Here is an 18,385-nt window from a genome sequence, read left to right as displayed (position 1 = left end):
CTGCGATAGCAGCTTTTTTCATTAAAGATCTCCCATGCAAGCCCTTTGGATGGTGGCCGCTGCGTTCATGTTTGCACTCATGGGCGTGTGCATCAAGTTCGCCTCTGTGTATTTCAATGCGGCCGAGATCGTGTTCTACCGCGGCCTCATCAGCATGGCGCTGATCTGGTGGCTCACCCGGCGCCAGCATATTTCGCTCACCACCCGCTACCCCAAGATGCATGCCTGGCGCAGCTGCATCGGCGTCACCTCGATGGGCATGTGGTTCTATGCGATCGGCAAGCTGCCGCTGGCCACCGCGATGACCTTGAACTACATGAGCAGCCTCTGGGTGGCGGCCTTTGTGGTGGGCAGTGCGCTGCTTACCTGGCGCCCCAAGGGCGAAGGCGACCAGCCGGCGCTGAATATTCCGCTGGTGCTGACAGTGATCAGTGGCTTTTGCGGCGTCATCCTGATGCTGCGCCCCAACATCGAGGCCGACCAGATGTTCGCCGGCCTGGTGGGCCTGATGTCCGGCCTGATCTCGGCCTTTGCCTATATGCAGGTGGTGGCCTTGTCGCGCATGGGCGAGCCCGAGCAGCGCGTGGTCTTCTACTTTGCCGTGGGCTCGGCCATTGCTGGCGGCCTGGCGACCTTGTTTGTCGGCACCTCCAGCTTTCCCGGCTGGCCGGCGCTGTGGCTGATCCCCGTCGGCATTCTGGCCGCTGGTGCCCAGCTGGCGATGACGCGCGCCTACGGCTCGGCCACCACGCGCCGCGCCACCCTGGTCGTCGCCAATCTGCAGTACTCGGGCATTGTGTTTGCGGGCCTCTTTAGCATCGTCGTCTTTGGCGACCAGATTCCGGCGATTGGCTGGATGGGCATGGCCTTGATCGTGGGCAGCGGCATCGTCGCCACGGTGCTGCGCAAGCGCTGACCCGGGCCTGCCGCTACTGGCGGGGTTAGGCGGCACCCGTTGCCTGCAGCAGGCGCGGCGCTGCCACATAATGTTTGCAAGATTTTTCTTGGAGCACCTGCCATGGCCACCACGCCCCTCACCGCTGCCTATACCACCCTGATCACCGTCGCCCAATTGCAGGCGCTGCAGCAGTCCAGCCCCCAGCAAGTGATGGTGTTTGACTGCAGCTTTGACCTGAGCAAGTCGGCGGCCGGCGCCGAGCAGTTTGCCCGGGCCCATATTGCAGGTGCCGTCTACGCCAATCTCGACAAGGACCTGAGCGCCCCGCACGGCGCCCTCAGCCACGGCCAGACGATTGCCGCCACCGACCTGGGCGAGCCGGCCTCGGGCGGCCGCCATCCACTGCCCAGCCGCGAGCGCTTTGCGGTGTGGCTGTCGCAAGTGGGCTTTCGCAATGACATGCAGGCCGTCGTCTATGACCGCAATGGCGTGAACTACGCCGGCCGCCTGTGGTGGATGCTCAAGTGGGCCGGCCATGATGCCGTCGCCGTGCTCGACGGCGGCTTGCAGGCCTGGCAGGCCGCAGGCGGCGCGGTGGAGGCGGGCGAGGCAGTCAGCCATTTCCAGAGCAACTTCGAGCTGCGCCCAGCGCTGCGCACGCTCAAGACCGCCGCCCAGGTACAGCAAGCCCTGGGTACGCCGCAAACCATCATCGACGCGCGTGCACCCGCGCGTTACCGTGGTGAGGTGGAACCGCTGGACCCGGTGGCCGGCCATATCCCTGGCGCGCTCAACCGGCCCTTTACGACCAATATCGCTGCAGATGGCCGCTTCAAGCCTGCCGCCGAGCTGCGCGCCGAGTTTGATACGCTGCTGGCCGGGCACGACCCGCAGACCGTCGTGCACCAGTGCGGTAGCGGCGTCAGCGCCCTGCCCAATCTGATCGCGATGGAAATCGCTGGCTATGCGCCCACGGCGCTGTTTGCCGGTAGCTGGAGCGAATGGTGCAGCGACCCATCGCGCCCGGTGGAAAAGGGCTGATGGGCCGGTGCTGAATGCCGGGTCAGACCGCCCTCCAGCTGGCGGTAAGTTCCGGTTGGTGCCGCCTTACTGGCTGCCCCAGACGTAGTAGGCCACGCCTTCGAACAGGAACTGCGGATAGGTCGCCACGACAAAGTCGCGCTCGGACGGGTTGGTGGTGTAGAAGTGCGCGCCAGTGAGCGTATTGTAGAAACGGTACATCGGCACCGAGCCCTCGCCTTGGGCCTGGCGTGCATACCATGCAGTGCCTTCCACGCTGAACTGCGGGTAGTTCGCAATCACGAAGGCGCGCTCGTCGGCATTGATCGTGTAGAAGTGCGAGCCCGAGTTGTTGTTGTAGAAGCGGTAGACGGCATTGGGCGCTGCAGCCGTTTGCGTGGACGCATAAAAGCCAATATTTTCATATTGGTAGTTCGGGTTGCCCTGGATGACCGCATCGCGCTCCTGCGCGCTGGCCGTGAAGAAATGCGTGCCGTTCTGCGTGTTGTAGAAACGGTAGACCGGCATGCGGCCCGCGACCGGGGTTTGCGTGCCGCCCGCATCCACCAGCCATTTGCGCAGGGCCGGCATCACGCTGTTCAAGCTGGGGTAGAAGCTGTAGGCGCCGGCGCCGCCCGCACGGCAGCTGACCTCTGAGCCGGCGGTCAACACGCCTGTCACTGCGCCATTGCTGAACAGCGGCGAGCCGCTGCTACCCTGCTGGGTGAGCCCCATGGACCATGCGACATAGTAGTACTTGCCGGTGCTCGGAGCAGACATGCAGGAAACATTCTCCCCATTGATCGTGCATTCAGCGCGGGCGGACATGACGCCCATGCTGATTTTCTGCAAACCGCCATCCGGGTGGTGTATGCCGACGACCGGTGTGTTGTCCGGCACGATACCGCTGTTCCAGCCCAGGAACATGGCACCTGGGGGCGGCGTATCGTTGAGCTGGAGCAGGGTCACATCCGGGTTGGCATTGGTGTACAGCAGCCGCGAGCCATTGCGCAGGTTGACGCTGCTGGGCGACAGACTGTTGCTAGAGCAGCGGGTGGATGTATAGAACCAGTCGGTCTCCAGCGCAGAAGCGTTGGTCTGGGTGGAGATGCAGTGCGCTGCCGTCAAAAAGTAGGGGGTGCCAGAGCCCTGGGCATCATTGAGCAGGCTGCCCGTACACAGGCCATAGTAGTAGCGACCATCGGGCAGGCGCTCGGTCACATATGCCATGCGGGCCACACCCTTGCGTTCGGCTTGCAGCTGCGTAAAACAATTGACATCCAAATGGCAATCCACTGGGTTGCCAACAGGCATGGCCTTGGCGTCCTCTTGCGCCGCGTCCGATTCCTCCGTGCCCAGCGGCAGCGACAGGTTCTCATAGATATGCATCACTTGCGGCAGCGACACCTTGAGCTGGTCGGGCGCAATGCCCGGTGGCAGCTCGATCTCCAAGGTCACCTGCTCGCCGGAGCTGCTGGGCGTCCACCAGGTGCGGCCCGCTTCGCTGTTGTCGCCAGCATCCAAGTTCGCCTGCAGAATCTGCATGACGCGCTGGCCCGCGATCTCAAACACCGCAGCGGGCTGGTGATCGGTATAGAGGCGCAACATAGCGCTACCGGGCAACTGGTCGACCAGCAAGCCCAAGCGCAGACCTTCGGCGCCACCGGAGCGTACGCTCAATGCCGCCACAGCACCACCCTTGGCCGATGCTTTCCATTGCAACAACTGCGCAGTCTGTGCCGGCGAAGCGGCTTGCTGCACTGCGCGTGATGCGCCAATGATCTGTACGGGCATCGCTGGGGCCGATTTCAGGCCGACCCATTCGCCCAGGTCAATCGCTACCGGCTGTACGGCCAAGCCCACGGCCATGCTCTTGGTAGGCACAAACTCCTGGGGCACTCCGACCGGTTGCTCCTTGGCGGGAACTTCGAAAACCTGGTCAGCTGCAGCCGCTCCTGCGACACCCGCCATTGCCCCCCAGGTGACCAGACTGACCAACCCTATTTTTGCCATCCATCGCATGCGTGCTACCCCTCCAAATCTGTCAACACAAAACCAGGCATTCTAAGATTAATTTTATAAATCGAAGATGGAAATTCTGTGTCAATCTTTGCAATCAACGCATCTGTGGGGATCACGCATCAATGCCCCGCCGACTTCGAAAACAGATTGATCACCAGCACCCCGGCAATAATCAGCCCCATGCCTGCCATCGCGCCGGCATCGAGCTTTTGCCCATGCAGGGCCCAGGCGATCAGCGAGATCGCCACTATCCCCACACCCGACCAGATGGCATAGGCAATGCCGGTGGGTATGGTTTTCAAGGTCTGCGCCAGCAGGTAGAACGACAGCACATAGCCCAGGCCGCAAATCAGGCTGGGCACCAGCCGGGTAAAGCCCTCGGACGACTTCATCGCCGTGGTGGCCATCACTTCCAGCGCAATCGCGCCGCCCAGGTAAACATAGGCATTCATCACCATTCCTTCTTTCCTTCTTTGATTGGCAGCTGTGCGCCAAAGCTCCACCGCTGCAGGTATTTGCATCCAACGCAGATAACCCACCTGCCCCGCAAAAATAACAAAGGCCCCGGCTTGGCGCCAGGGCCTTATCACTTGGGCGGGCCCTTGCCAACAGCAGGGATCCCAGCCCACATCCGGATCAGCTCAACCGGTATTGCGCAGCGCCGCTGCAATGCCGTTGATGGAGATATGGATACCGGTCTTGACCCGCTCGTTGTCCTCGCCATTGCGCCAGCGGCGGATCAGCTCCACCTGCAGATGGTGCAGGGGATCGATATAGGGGAAGCGGTGGCGGATCGAGCGCTCCAGCGCCGGGTTGTTGGCCAGGCGATTGGCCTCGCCAGTGATCAGCGCCAGCGCCTCGGCCGTGCTCTTCCATTCGGCCTCGATCGCCTGGAACACGCGCTTGCGCAAGCGGGTGTCAGCCACCAGCTCGCTGTAGCGCAGCGCCAGCGCCATATCGCTCTTGGCCAGCACCATGTCCATATTGGACAGCAGGGTGCGGAAAAACGGCCACTGGCGGTACATCTTCTGCAGCAAGGCCCATTGCAGCTTGGCGGTCTTGCCCTCCTGGCTGACAAAGGCCTGCACGGCCGAACCAAAGCCATACCAGCCCGGCAGGGTCAGGCGGCACTGGCCCCAGCTGAAGCCCCAGGGAATGGCGCGCAAATCCTCGATGCGCTGGCTGGCCTTGCGCGATGCGGGGCGCGAGCCGATGTTGAGCTCGGCAATCTCGCGGATCGGGGTGGAGCTGAAAAAATAGCTCTCAAAGCCCTTGGTGCCGTAGACCAGGTCGCGGTAGGCGGCCATGCTGGCAGCCGACAGGTCAGCGGCCGCCTCCAAAAACGCCTGGCTGGCGGGCTTGGTGGGCTGCAGCAAGGTCGCCTCCAAGGTGGCAGCCACCAGCGTTTCCAGGTTACGCCGGCCGATCTCGGGGTTGGCGTACTTGGAGGCAATCACCTCGCCCTGCTCGGTCAGGCGGATCTGGCCGCGCACGGTGCCTGGCGGCTGGGCCAAAATTGCTTGGTAGCTCGGGCCGCCGCCCCGCCCCACGGTGCCGCCCCGGCCATGGAACAGGCGCAGCTGCACGGGGTTGGGCTGGCTCAGCTCGTCAAACAGGGCGACGAGCGCCAGCTCGGCCTGGTACAGCTCCCAGTTGCTGGTGAAGATGCCGCCATCCTTGTTGCTGTCGCTGTAGCCCAGCATGATGTCCTGCTCGGCGCCGCTGCGCTGGATCAGCGCCGCAATATGGGGCAGCGCATAGTACTCGCGCATGATGGTCGCCGCATGGCGCAGGTCATCGATGGTCTCGAACAGCGGGCTCACGATCAAGGTTGCGCGCGACTGGCCGTCGTTGATGCGGCCGCTGAGCAAGCCCACCTCCTTTTGCAGCAGCAGCACTTCGAGCAGGTCGCTGACCGATTCGGTGTGGCTGATGATGTAGTGGCGGATCGCGTCTTGGCCATAGAGCTGCACCGACAGGCGCGCGCGCTCGAAAATCGCCATCTCGCTTTTGCAGCGCTCGCTGTAGCTGGCGCCCACCACGCGCAAGGGGCGCGCATCGCTCAGCAATTGCAGCAGCAGCTCGCGCTTGGCCGCCTCGCTCAGTTGGCTGTAGTCGGCCTGCAGACCGGCGGTGGCCAGCAGCTCGCTGATCACTGCCTCATGCTGGTCCGAGCTTTGGCGCAGATCGACGGTGGCCAGGTGAAAGCCAAACACCTGCACCGCGCGGATCAGCGGTGACAGGCGCTGCTCGACCAGCGCGCGGCCATGGTTGTCGCGCAGCGAGTCTTCAATGACGCGCAGATCGGCCAGAAACTCGTCACTGGTGGCATAGGGGTTCTGCGGCGCCACGGCGTGGCGGGCCGCTTCACCGCCACTCAGGTTCTTCAGGGTCGCGGCCAGGCGCGCATACACGCCAATCAGCGCGCGGCGGTAGGGCTCGTCTTCGCGGTGCTGGCTGGTATCGGGCGAGCGCGCGGCCAGCGCCTGCAAGCCCGCGGTGTTGCCGGCCAGGCGCTGGGACATCGACAGCTCGCCGCCCAGGTAGTGCACCTCGGTCAGGTAGTGGCGCAGCACCAGGTCGGACTGGCGGCGCAGCGCTTCCTGCAGGCTCTTGGCGGTGACATTGGGGTTGCCGTCGCGGTCGCCGCCAATCCACTGGCCCATGCGCAAGAAGGTGGCCAGGTCGCGCTCGCCCAGCTCGCGCTCGAGCGCAGCGTAGAGCTTGGGGATCTCGGTCAGGAAGGTGGCCTGGTAGTAGCTCAGCGCGTTGTCAATCTCGTCCTCGACCGTCAGTTTGGAGTAGCGCAGCAGGCGCGTCTGCCACAGCTGGGTGACCTGGGCACTCAACTGCAGCTCGTTGTCGGCCAGCTGGCGCGGGGTCAGGGTGTCCTTGCTGCTGTTGAAGAGCTGGGCACGCTGGGCGATATCGTCGCGCGCCACCAGCAAGGCGGCAATGGCACGCTCGGCATCCAGAATGCTCTTGCGCTGCACCTCGGTCGGGTGGGCAGTGAGCACCGGCGAGATCAGGCTGTGCGCCAGCGTCTGCGAGACCGCCTTGACGGGAATGCCGGCCCAGCGCAGCCGCGCCAGGGCCACCTCGATGCTGCCCTCCTGGGTGTTGCCGGCGCGCTCATGGATCTCGCGGCGGCGGATATGGTGGCGGTCTTCGGCCAGATTCGCCAGGTGCGAGAAGTAGGTGAAGGCACGGATCACGCTGACCGTCTGGTCGCCCGACAGGCCCTTGAGCAGCGACTTGAGCGACTTCTCCGCATCCTGGTCGTCATTGCGGCGGTAGGCCACCGACAGCTGGCGCACCTGCTCGATCAGATCGAACGCGGCCTGGCCCTCCTGCTCGCGAATCACATCGCCCAGAATCCGGCCCAGAAGCCGGATGTCATCCATCAAAGGCTGGTCCTTGTCCGCGCGGCGCGTGACGGCCTGGGGAGCGGCAGAGCTGCTCGCCTTGGGTTTGCGCGCCGGGGGCTTGGCGACTGCAGGGGTGTCTTTTTTGCTGGCAGTGGTCATGGGCGAAGAAGCAAAGGTGCTGAAAGATCCACGCCGCCCAAAGTCGCACTGCGCCAAAGAGCGGCGCTGCACATGCTAGCATCAGCCGCCTGTTGTGAACCGCTTGTTGACCACGTAAGGTGTCCGGCCGCCGAGAAAGAGGAGACCGGGCCAGGCGTGGCCCCCTATCCCATGAGCTCCTTGTCCCTGACCATCGCCACGCGCGAAAGCCAGCTTGCCCTGTGGCAGGCTGAACATGTGCAACATATCCTGCAGCGCCTGGGCCACCAGGTCAGCCTGCTGGGGATGACCACCTTGGGCGACCAGATTCTGGACCGCACGCTGTCCAAGGTGGGCGGCAAGGGCCTGTTTGTCAAAGAGCTGGAAACGGCGCTGGAGACGGGCCGCGCCGACCTGGCCGTGCACTCGCTCAAGGATGTGCCGATGGAGCTGCCACCGGGTTTTGCGCTGGCAGCCGTGCTCGAACGCGAGGACCCGCGCGATGCCTGGGTCTCCAACCACTACGCCAGCCTGCAGGACCTGCCCCAGGGCGCCGTGGTCGGCACCTCCAGCCTGCGCCGCCAGGTGCTGCTGCGTGCGCTGCGCCCTGACCTCGATATCCAGCCACTGCGCGGCAATGTCAACACCCGCTTGCGCAAGCTCGACGAAGGCCAGTACGACGGCATTGTGCTGGCCGCTGCCGGCCTCAAGCGCCTGGCACTGGATGCGCGCATCCGCCATGCTTTTGACACCGACACCATGCTGCCCGCGGCCGGCCAGGGCGCGCTGGGCATTGAGGTGCGCAGCGACCGCCAGGACCTGCTGGACCTGTTTGCCGGCCTGGCCGATCCGCGCACCTGGCAGACGGTGACGGCCGAGCGCGCCGTCAGCCGCTGCATGGGCGGCAGCTGCTCGATGCCGCTGGCCGCGCACGGTGAATGGCAGGACGACCAGCTCTGGCTGCGCGCCGCCTGGGGCGACGAAGCCAACCCGAATGCCCCCCTGGTGTCTGCGCAGGCCCGCGCGGCCGTCACCGACCTGGCTAGCGCCGATGCGCTGGGCCAGCAGGTGGCAGCGCTGCTGCAGCAAGCGGGCGCGCAGGTGCGCCGCTGAGCACCCGGCCGACGTCCACCATGGCTCCGTCCAGCCGCCGCATCATCATCACCCGCCCGCAGCCCGAGGCGGACGACTGGGTCGCCCAGCTGCGCCAGCGCGGGCTGCGGGCCGATGCGCTGCCACTGATCGATATTGTTCCAGCCGACAGCCCCGCCCACCACACGGCGCGGCTGCAGGTGCGCCAGCATTGGCAGCGCTATGGCGCGCTGATGCTGGTCAGCACCAATGCGGCCCGCTTTTTTCTGGACCCGGCCCTGGTGCAGGCGCTGGCCCAGCAGCAGCGCAACGCGCCGCATACCCGGCTGTGGTGTCCGGGCCCAGGCACGGCACGCGCAGCCCAGGCGCTGGGTGTGCCCATCGATTTGATCGACCAGCCCGCCACCGATGCCCCGCAATTCGACTCCGAATCGCTGTGGACCGAGGTCGGCGCCCAGGCCGCAGCGATGGCGGCATCGGGCCAGCGCGTGCTGGTGGTGCGCGGCGCCAGCGCGGGCAGCGCGATCGACCAGTTGGTGTCCGGCTCTGGCCGCGAATGGCTGGCGCGCCAGTTGCAAGCGGCCAGCGTGGGTGTGGATTTTGTCGGTGTCTACGAGCGCCGTGCACCCGCCTGGACGCCAGCGCAACTGGCGTTGGCAGCGCAGGCGCTGACGGATGGCAGCATCTGGCTGTTCAGCAGCTCCGAGGCGGTGATGCATTTAAGCAACAGATTCAGTGCCGCCGCATTGGCGCCTGCCCAGGCGCTCAGCACCCATGCACGCATCGCGCAGGCGACCCGCGCGGCAGGATTTGTCCACATTCAGCAGTGCCGGCCTTCGCTGGAAGACGTGGTGGCGTCGTTAGAATCTGCCCTATGACGCTGCCCGAGCACGCACCGAACCCCACGTCCCCCCACCCGGCCACCGCCTCCCACCAGGCCCACCCTGCGGGCAGCCGCATGCCGCAAGCCTGGGTCTGGACGTCGCTGGCGCTGGGCATTGCCGCCACCATTGCGATCATCAGCGCGGCCATGCTCTGGCAGCGGCTCAACAACATCCAGCAGCAGCTGGCGCTGCAAAGCGCCGACTCGCGCGGCCAGGCCGTGGAAGCGCGCACCCTCGCCCGCCAGGCCGAAGATGTCTCGCGCGACACCGCCTCGCGCATGTCGGTGATGGAGGCCCGCGTGGGTGAAGTCGCGCTGCAACGCGGCCAGCTCGAAGAGCTGGTGCAAAGCCTCTCGCGCAACCGCGATGACACCATGGTCGGCGATATCGAAAGCGCCGTGCGCTTTGCGATGCAGCAAAGCCAGCTGAGCGGCAGCCCCGACCCGCTGGTCAGCGCCCTCAAGATTGCACAGCAGCGCGTGACCGTCTCGGCCCAGCCGCGCCTGGCGCCGCTGCAACGCGCCATTGCCCGCGATCTGGACCGCATCGCCGCGAGCAAATCGCTGGACACCGCCGGCCTGCTGGCCCGCATGGATGACCTGCTGCGCCAGATCGATGATCTGCCGCTGCAAAACGATGTGCTCGACAAGAACGCCCGCCGCACGGCGCCCGCCCGCAACCGGGGCAACCAGTCCGCACCGGCCGCAGCGAGCGCCCCTGCCGAGGCTGCAACGGACGACAGTGCCAGCCCCAGCTGGTGGCTGTCGGCGCTGTCCACCGCCTGGGGCGTGGTGCATGAGGAGGCCCGCAGCCTCGTGCGCGTGCGCCGCATCGACTACCCCGATGCGGTGCTGCTCTCGCCCACGCAGGCCTTTTTTGTGCGCGAGAACCTCAAGCTGCGCATCCTGAACGCCCGCATGGCCTTGCTGGGCCGCCAGATGAATGCCTCGCGCAATGACCTGGCTGCTGCGGCTGACGCCGTGCACAAGTATTTCGATATCTCCTCGCGCCGAGGCCAGCAGGCCGCCCAGCAGCTCAACCAGCTGCAGCAGGCCATGCAGGATGTGGAAGTGCCACGCGCCAATGACACCCTGGCCGCATTGGCCACGGCGGCGGCAGGACGTTAAGCGATGAGAGCCGCACTTTGGTTGATCGGTCTGTTTGCCGTGGCCGTGGCCGCCGCGCTGTTTGCCGGCAGCAACCAGGGCAGCGTGACCCTGCACTGGCCGCCCTACCGCATCGATTTCTCGCTGAATATGGTCGTCGTGCTGCTGCTGCTGGCCTTTGTGCTGGTCTACGGCGCGCTGCGCGGCGTCAGCGCCATGTTCGAGCTGCCGCGCCAGGCCAAGCGCTGGCGCATCCAGCAAAAAGAGCGCGCCATGCATGGCGCAGCGCTGGATGCCGTGACCCAGTTGCAGGCCGGCCGCTTTGTGCGCGCCCGCAAGGCAGCGCTGTCGGCACTGGCCCAGGAGCAGGCCTTGCAGGACAGCGGCGCCGCCATCCCCAACGGCCTGCAGCTGCGCGTGCTGGGCCATGTGCTGGCCGCCGAGAGCTCGCATGCGCTGCAGGACCAGGCCCAGCGCGACCAGCACTGGGAGCTGGCGATGCAGGAAGCGGCCACCCCCCAGGCCAAGAACCTGCCCGAGCTGGCCGAAGGCACCCAGCTGCGTGCGGCCCAGTGGGCGCTCGATGACCACAACGCCCACAGCGCGATCGAGCAACTCGCGCGCCTGCCCCAGGGCGCGGCGCGCCGCACCCTGGCGCTGCGCCTCAAGCTCAAGGCCGCGCGCCAGCTGCGCCAGGCCTTGACCGCACTGGATACCGCCCGCCTGCTGGCCAAGCACCGTGCGTTTTCGGCCGCTGCGGCGCAGAGCATCATCAAGGGCCTGGCGACCGAGCTGATCAACGACGCCCACGACCCCGAGCAGCTGATGCAGGCCTGGCGCAACCTGGATGCGGCCGAGCGCAACCTGCCCGAAGTGGGCATCCATGCGGCGCGGCGCCTCCAGCAGCTGGGCGGCAACCCGCAGCAGATGCGCGAGTGGCTGCTGCCCGCCTGGGAGCGCTACACCACCAGCAACAACGGCCTGCCCAGCCTGCAGGCCGAACGGCTGGTACGTGTGCTCGAAGACAGCATGGGCGCGCTCGACGCCAGCTGGCTGGCCCGCATCGAGGCGGCCCAGCAGCGCCGCCCCCATGACCCCTACCTGCAGTACCTGGCCGGCTGCGCCTGCCTGCAGCGCCAGCTCTGGGGCAAGGCCCAGCAGTGGCTGCAGCAGGCTGCCCCTTCGCTGCAAGAGGAATCGCTGCGCCGTCGCGCCTGGCAGCACCTGGCCCGGCAAGCCGAGTACCGGGGCGATGCCGCTGCGGCCGCCCAGGCCTGGAAGCAGGCAGCCCTCGCCGGCGAGCAAGCCTGAGGCAGGCCCGGTCAGGCCCCGTTGCGCCCCGTATGGGGCGCCGCTGCCGCAGCACGGTATACAAGGCGATACAAAGTCCCGGCCCCCCGCTGTTGTATGCGTACCAGTGCGCAGCGCGGGTTTGCGCCTGCTCGGCATATGCTTATGTGCATTGGTTCTGGAACTCGCCACCAGACGATCGATCAATTCAATTAATTTGAACTTCGCCATCAATCGGGCTGAACTTCTACCGGTTGATCCGCTCCTACACTCGCTTCAAACAATACCGCTGGGCCTACCGCTGCAGCGTTTTTTATGGCTACCACGACGAATAACACCCGCTACACCGGCACGGCGATCGCACTGCACTGGATTTTGGCCCTGGCCCTGATTGGCATCTTTGCCTTTGGCCTGTACATGACCAGCCTGCCCTTCTCCCCCACCCGCCTCAAGTACTTCAACTGGCACAAATGGGCCGGTATGACGATCTTGATTCTGTCGGCCGTGCGCATCCTGTGGCGCTTCACCCACCGCCCGCCGGCGCTGCCCGAGGCCACCGCCCGCGCGATGCCCGCCTGGCAGCATGTGGCCCACCACGGCGTGCACCACCTGATGTATGCACTGTTCTTTGCGGTGCCGCTGGTGGGCTGGATCTACAGCTCGGCAGCGGGCTTTCCCATCGTGCTGTTTGGCGTGATGCCGCTGCCCGATCTGGTCAGCAAGAGCCCCGAGCTGGCCGAAGCCCTCAAGCCCTGGCATGCCTACCTCGCCTACACCTTGGCTGCGCTGGTGGTCATGCATGTGGCCGCACTGCTCAAGCACCAGCTGATCGACCGCGATGGCCTGCTCTCGCGCATGCTGCCCGGCCGCGCCTCTTGATTCGTACTGTTTTGCACCGTTTTTTTACTGGAGTCTGATCTGATGTCCAAGCTCTCCCCCTCCGCCCTGTTCGCTGCCGCCCTGACCGCAGCTGCCTTTGCCACCCCCGTGATGGCCCAGCAAGCGCTGGTGCCCGCGCAAAGCGCCGTCAACTTCGAAGCCAAGCAGATGGGCGTGCCAATCAAGGGCCACTTCCAGAAGTTCGATGCCAAGATCGCCTTCGACACGGCCAAGCCCGAAGCCAGCAAGATCCATTTCTCGGTCGATACCGGCAGCGCCACGATGGGCGTCAAGGAAACCGATGCCGAGCTGCCCAAGGCAGAATGGTTCAACGTCGCCAAGTTCCCACAAGCCACGTTTGACTCCACCGCCGTCAAGGCGCTGGGCGGCGGCAAGTACCAGGTCGATGGCACCTTGACGATCAAGGGCAATGTCCAGAAGGTCAGCCTGCCTGTCACCCTGACCCAGTCGGGCACGACCACCACCGCAGCGGGCACGCTGCCCTTGAAGCGCCTGACCTATGCCATCGGTGATGGCGACTGGAAGGACACCTCGATGGTGGCCGACGAAGTGCAGGTGCAGTTCAAGCTGGCCCTGACCGGTGTGGGCAAGATTTAAGCCACGTTTTTCCCTGTTCTCAGCTCTTTAACCCCTTTTTTTAGGAGATTCCTGATGCGCACTTCCCTGTTGGCTCTGGCCGCTGCTTCCCTGTTCGCCGGTGCCGTGCACGCGGCTCCAGCCACCTACGCGATCGACCCGACGCACACCTTTGCGACCTTCGAGATCGACCACAACGGCGCCAGCACCAACCGTGCACGCTTTGACAAAAAAGAAGGCACCCTGACCCTGGACCGCGCTGGCAAGACCGGCTCGGTGGACATCAGCATCGACACCTCCTCGGTCAACTCCGGCACGCCCGCTTTTGACAAGCACCTGCAAAGCAAGGACATCTTCAACGTGGCCGAGCACCCCAAGGCCCGTTTCCAGTCCACCAAGTTCGTGTTTGACGGCGACAAGCTCGCCTCCGTCGAAGGCAACATGACCTTGCTGGGCAAGACCCAGCCCGTGACCTTCAAGGCCAGCAAGTTCAGCTGCTACCCCAACAAGATGCTGCAGGACCGCGAAGTTTGCGGTGGCGATTTCGAAACCACCTTTGACCGCACCGCCTTCGGCCTGGACTACGGTGTGAACTATGGCGCTGCCAAGAATGTGCGCCTGGTCGTGCAGATCGAAGCTGTGAAGCAGTAACCCAGCCGATACCCACGCTGAAATCCTCCGCACAGGAGTGCAGACTGCCAGTGGCCGATTGACGGCCCCTGGCAGTTTTTTTATGGCCATTGCAAAGGGCTTGTGCTGCTGCCAACGGCAGCACAAGCCCACGCGGGCCGGTCATGGCCGCAGGCGGGCTAAAATCAGCCTATTCTTTCCAAGCTATCCAACGGCATCTCGATCTGTGGTGCCGTTTTCCATTGATCACACCATGAGCGACACCAACAGCCAACCGATCTCCCAACCAGGTCTCGATAGCCTGTCCAAGTCTTTTGAGCCTGCGGCCATCGAGGCCCATTGGGGCCCGGAATGGGAAAAGCGCGGCTACGGCAACGCCGGCTATCGCGGCACCGGTGCGCCCAATGCGGAATCGGTCGCGGCGCAGCACAACTTCTCCATCCAGCTGCCGCCCCCCAATGTGACCGGCACCTTGCACATGGGCCATGCGTTCAACCAGACGATCATGGACTCGCTCACCCGCTACCACCGCATGAAGGGCTACAACACGGCCTGGATTCCGGGCACCGACCACGCTGGCATCGCCACGCAGATCGTGGTGGAGCGCCAGTTGCAGGCCGCCGGCCAGAGCCGCTATGACCTGGGCCGCGAGAACTTTGTCGCCAAGGTCTGGGAGTGGAAGGAGCAATCGGGCAACACCATCACCACGCAGATGCGCCGCATGGGCGATACGGTGGACTGGAGCCGCGAGTACTTCACGATGGACGACAAGCTCTCCAAGGTGGTGACCGAGACCTTCGTCAAGCTCTACCAGCAAGGCCTGATCTACCGTGGCAAGCGCCTGGTCAACTGGGACCCGGTGCTGCAATCGGCCGTGTCCGACCTGGAAGTGGAAAACCAGGAAAAGGACGGGTCGCTGTGGCACATTGCCTACCCGCTGACCAGCGGCGAAGGCCGGCTGGTGGTGGCCACCACCCGCCCCGAGACCATGCTGGGCGACGTGGCCGTGATGGTCCACCCCGAAGACACGCGCTACCAACACCTGATCGGCCAGACCGTGACCCTGCCGCTGGTGGGCCGCCAGATCCCGATCATTGCCGACGACTATGTGGACCGCGAGTTCGGCACCGGCGTGGTCAAGGTCACGCCCGCGCATGACCAGAACGACTACCAGGTGGGCCAGCGCCACAAGCTGCCGATGATTGTGGTGCTGACCCTGGAGGCCAAGATCAACGACGAGGCGCCCGAGAAATACCGCGGCATGGACCGCTTTGTCGCGCGCAAGGCCATCGTGGCCGATCTGGAAGCCCAGGGCCTGCTGGTCGAGACCAAGAAGCACAAGCTGATGGTGCCCATCTGCGACCGTACCGGCCAGGTGATCGAGCCCATGCTGACCGACCAATGGTTCATCGCAATGAGCAAGGTCAGCGACCAGGACCCGACCGGCAAGAGCATTGCACAAAAGGCCATCGACGCCGTGGCCTCGGGCCAGGTGCAGTTTGTGCCTGAGAACTGGGTCAACACCTACAACCAGTGGATGAACAACATCCAGGACTGGTGCATTTCGCGCCAGCTGTGGTGGGGCCACCAGATTCCGGCCTGGTACGACGAAGAAGGCAACATCTATGTCGCCAAGAACGAGGCCGAAGCCCAGGCGCAGGCGCCGGGCAAGGTACTGCGCCGCGACGCCGATGTGCTCGACACCTGGTACTCCTCGGCGATGGTGCCCTTCAGCACCATGGGCTGGCCCGAGCAAGGCGACGCCGCCGATGACGACTTCAACCTCTACCTGCCCTCGTCGGTGCTGGTGACCGGCTACGACATCATCTTCTTCTGGGTCGCCCGGATGATCATGATGACCACGCACTTCACCGGGCGCGTGCCGTTCAAGCATGTCTACATCCACGGCCTGGTGCGCGATGCGCAGGGCAAGAAGATGTCCAAGTCCGAAGGCAATGTGCTGGACCCGGTCGACCTGATCGATGGCATTGCACTGGAGCCGCTGCTGGACAAGCGCACCGTGGGCCTGCGCAAGCCCGAGACCGCGCCCCAGGTGCGCAAGAACACGCAAAAGGAATTCCCCGAAGGCATTCCCGCCTATGGCGCCGATGCGCTGCGCTTTACCTTTGCCGCGCTCGCGTCGCTGGGCCGCTCGATCAACTTTGATAGCAAGCGCTGCGAAGGCTACCGCAACTTCTGCAACAAGCTGTGGAACGCCTCGCGCTTTGTGCTGATGAACTGCGAAGGCCATGACTGCGGCCTGCTCGAGCACAGCAAGGACCAGTGCGCCACGGGCGACTACCTGCAGTTCAGCCAGCCCGACCGCTGGATCGTTTCGCAGCTGCAAAAGGTCGAGGCCGAGGTGGCCAAGGGCTTTGCCGAATTCCGCCTGGACAACGTCGCCAACACCCTCTACGACTTTGTCTGGAACGAGTTCTGCGACTGGTACCTGGAAATCGCCAAGGTGCAGATCCAGACCGGCAACCCAGCCCAGCAGCGCGGTACCCGCCGCACGCTGATCCGCACCTTGGAGACCATCCTGCGCCTAGCCCACCCGATCATCCCGTTCGTGACCGAAGCGCTGTGGCAGAAGGTGGCGCCTGTGGCCGGCCGCGAAGGTGCATCGATTGCAATCGCTGCTTACCCGCAAGCCCAGCCCGAGAAGATCGACAACGAGGCCATCGCCTATGTGGAGCGCATCAAACAGATGGTGGACGCCTGCCGTGCGCTGCGCGGCGAAATGGCTGTCTCGCCAGCACAGCGCCTGCCGCTGCTGACGGTGGCCGGCTCTGCCGATGGCGCCGCCTTCCTGCGCGCCAACGCCGATGTGCTCAAGAACCTGGCCAAGCTGAGCGAGGTCAAGGTGTTCGACGACGAAACCACCTGGGCGGCCGAGGCCCAGCATGCACCGGTATCGGTGGTGGGCGATGCGCGCCTGGCGCTGTTTGTCGAAGTGGATGTGGAGGCCGAGAAGCTGCGCCTGGGCAAGGAGATCAAGCGCCTCGAAGGCGAGATCACCAAGGCCAACGCCAAGCTGTCCAACGAGGCGTTCTGTGCCAAGGCCCCCGCTGCGGTGCTGGACCAGGAGAAAAAGCGCATGGCGGACTTTGGCGCATCGCTCAGCAAGCTGCAAGAGCAGCTCCAGCGCCTGGGCTGAATCGGCCGGGGCGGTACAAAAATCAGCACATAATGCCCCTTGGCCCTGCACACAAAGGCGCAGCTTGCTGCGCCTTTGTCACATCCAAGTCCTAGAACCCGAGTATTTATGACTACACCGACCCGTGTCCGCAAAGCCGTTTTCCCAGTCGCTGGCCTGGGCACCCGCTTTTTGCCTGCCACCAAGGCATCGCCCAAGGAAATGCTGCCCGTCGTGGACAAGCCCCTGATCCAGTACGCGGTGGAAGAGGCCTACGAGGCCGGTATCCGGGACATGATCTTTGTTACCGGCCGCAGCAAGCGCGCCATCGAAGACCATTTCGACACCGCCTATGAGCTGGAAAACGAACTGGAAAACGCCGGCAAACAAGCCATGCTGGACCTGGTGCGCAGCGTCAGCCCCGATGACATGAATTGCCTGTTTGTGCGCCAGCCCCGCTCGCTGGGCCTGGGCCATGCGGTGCTCTGCGCCGAGCCACTGGTAGGCAACGAGCCTTTTGCCGTGCTGCTGGCCGACGACCTGATGACCGGCGCGCCAGGCGGCCCAGGCGTGATGGCGCAGATGACGGCCGCCTTCTCCAAGCAAGGCCGCTCGCTGCTGGCTGTGCAGGAGGTGCCGCTGGAACACACCAAGCGCTATGGCATCGTCAAGGGCGAGCCCGCAGGCGGCCCGCTGATGCGCATTGACGAGATCGTTGAAAAGCCCGCCCCGGAAAAAGCCCCCTCCCGCATGGGTGTGGCCGGCCGCTATGTACTCACCCCCGGCATCTTTGACGAGATCCGCAACCAGCCCAAGGGCGTGGGCGGCGAGATCCAGCTGACCGATGCGATCGAGCGCCTGATGCACAGCGAGACGGTGTACGCCTACCAGTACAGCGGCAAGCGCTATGACTGCGGCAGCAAGGAAGGCTTTTTGCAGGCCACCGTGGAGCTGGCGCTGCAGCACCCCGATGTGGGCGATGATTTCCGCGCCTTTTTGAAGAACCTGCAGATCTGAATCTGCGCTGAAACTCGCACAAAACAAAGGCCTGCAGATGCAGGCCTTTGGTGTTTCAGCAGCGTGGGGAGCGCCTAGCGGCGGCGCAGAATATGGATGAACTCCTCACCCACCGTCTGCTGCTCCACCAGCTCATTGCCGGTCTGCTTGGCAAAGGCCTGGAAATCCCGGATCGAGCCGGTATCGGTCGCCACCACCTTGAGCAGTTGCCCGCTCTGCATGGTGGCCAAGGCCTTCTTGGCCTTCAAAATCGGCAGCGGGCAGTTCAGCCCCCGCGTATCCACTTCCTGGTCAATATCCATCGTGTT

General features: G+C 64.7%; 15 protein-coding genes. 11 read left to right on the top strand and 4 right to left on the bottom strand.

The features are described 5' to 3' along the window. The first annotated feature begins 34 nt into the window (after positions 1-34). Positions 35-916 carry a DMT family transporter gene (locus tag WH367_RS21665; protein ID WP_027010688.1) on the top strand — a complete coding sequence of 294 codons (882 nt, stop codon included), beginning with the start codon at positions 35-37 and terminating at the stop codon, positions 914-916. Positions 917-1,018: 102 nt separating this feature from the next. Further along, on the top strand, positions 1,019-1,939 hold the full coding sequence (locus tag WH367_RS21660) for a sulfurtransferase (RefSeq protein ID WP_339537625.1): 921 nt from the start codon (positions 1,019-1,021) through the stop codon (positions 1,937-1,939). Positions 1,940-2,005: 66 nt separating this feature from the next. On the opposite strand, the gene WH367_RS21655 is transcribed toward WH367_RS21660, so the two are convergent. The 3 genes from WH367_RS21655 to ppc all read right to left on the bottom strand — a co-directional run bounded on the left by WH367_RS21655 (position 2,006) and on the right by ppc (position 7,467). Next, complete coding sequence (locus tag WH367_RS21655; protein WP_339537624.1) at positions 2,006-3,802, bottom strand: trypsin-like peptidase domain-containing protein; 1,797 nt, start codon at positions 3,800-3,802, stop codon at positions 2,006-2,008. A gap of 257 nt (positions 3,803-4,059) precedes the next feature. Continuing rightward, positions 4,060-4,392 carry an SMR family transporter gene (locus tag WH367_RS21650; RefSeq protein ID WP_133248137.1) on the bottom strand — a complete coding sequence of 111 codons (333 nt, stop codon included), beginning with the start codon at positions 4,390-4,392 and terminating at the stop codon, positions 4,060-4,062. 189 nt (positions 4,393-4,581) lie between these two features. Then, positions 4,582-7,467 (bottom strand): phosphoenolpyruvate carboxylase, encoded by a 2,886-nt coding sequence (ppc, locus tag WH367_RS21645; protein ID WP_445228143.1) that lies wholly within the window; start codon positions 7,465-7,467, stop codon positions 4,582-4,584. Positions 7,468-7,638: 171 nt separating this feature from the next. Here ppc and hemC point away from each other — a divergent pair, with 171 nt between their 5' ends. The 9 genes from hemC to galU all read left to right on the top strand — a co-directional run bounded on the left by hemC (position 7,639) and on the right by galU (position 18,077). Next, positions 7,639-8,559, top strand: coding sequence for a hydroxymethylbilane synthase (hemC, locus tag WH367_RS21640; RefSeq protein ID WP_339537623.1), 921 nt, complete (start codon positions 7,639-7,641; stop codon positions 8,557-8,559). Positions 8,560-8,579: 20 nt separating this feature from the next. After that, the gene (locus tag WH367_RS21635; RefSeq protein WP_339537622.1) at positions 8,580-9,416 is read left to right on the top strand and encodes a uroporphyrinogen-III synthase; all 837 of its coding nucleotides are present in this window, start codon (positions 8,580-8,582) and stop codon (positions 9,414-9,416) included. Then, a complete protein-coding gene (locus WH367_RS21630; protein ID WP_339537621.1) occupies positions 9,413-10,549 on the top strand; it encodes a uroporphyrinogen-III C-methyltransferase in 1,137 nt (378 codons plus the stop codon). The genes WH367_RS21635 and WH367_RS21630 overlap by 4 nt, the downstream gene beginning before the upstream one ends. A gap of 3 nt (positions 10,550-10,552) precedes the next feature. Then, positions 10,553-11,839, top strand: a complete 1,287-nt coding sequence (locus WH367_RS21625) for a heme biosynthesis HemY N-terminal domain-containing protein (RefSeq protein WP_339537620.1) — start codon at positions 10,553-10,555, stop codon at positions 11,837-11,839. 294 nt (positions 11,840-12,133) lie between these two features. Continuing rightward, entirely contained in the window at positions 12,134-12,697 is a 564-nt protein-coding gene (locus WH367_RS21620) for a cytochrome b (protein WP_312986945.1), read from the top strand. 42 nt (positions 12,698-12,739) lie between these two features. Further along, on the top strand, positions 12,740-13,315 hold the full coding sequence (locus WH367_RS21615) for a YceI family protein (RefSeq protein WP_021027208.1): 576 nt from the start codon (positions 12,740-12,742) through the stop codon (positions 13,313-13,315). Between the two features lie 54 nt (positions 13,316-13,369). Then, on the top strand, positions 13,370-13,945 hold the full coding sequence (locus WH367_RS21610) for a YceI family protein (RefSeq protein ID WP_339537619.1): 576 nt from the start codon (positions 13,370-13,372) through the stop codon (positions 13,943-13,945). 232 nt (positions 13,946-14,177) lie between these two features. Then, positions 14,178-17,081, top strand: a complete 2,904-nt coding sequence (locus WH367_RS21605) for a valine--tRNA ligase (protein ID WP_339537618.1) — start codon at positions 14,178-14,180, stop codon at positions 17,079-17,081. A gap of 108 nt (positions 17,082-17,189) precedes the next feature. Further along, positions 17,190-18,077: a UTP--glucose-1-phosphate uridylyltransferase GalU gene (gene galU / locus WH367_RS21600; RefSeq protein WP_021025769.1), complete on the top strand. Its 888-nt coding sequence runs from the start codon at positions 17,190-17,192 to the stop codon at positions 18,075-18,077. A 74-nt stretch (positions 18,078-18,151) separates the two neighbouring features. On the opposite strand, the gene WH367_RS21595 is transcribed toward galU, so the two are convergent. Continuing rightward, positions 18,152-18,379 (bottom strand): sulfurtransferase TusA family protein, encoded by a 228-nt coding sequence (locus WH367_RS21595; protein WP_027010629.1) that lies wholly within the window; start codon positions 18,377-18,379, stop codon positions 18,152-18,154. Positions 18,380-18,385: the final 6 nt, after the last annotated feature.

This window comes from Comamonas sp. MYb21, from assembly GCF_037479395.1.
Lineage (GTDB): Bacteria > Pseudomonadota > Gammaproteobacteria > Burkholderiales > Burkholderiaceae_C > Comamonas.
The sequence above is the reverse complement of the archived record's forward strand: the minus strand, read 5'-3'. Positions and strand labels throughout refer to the sequence as shown.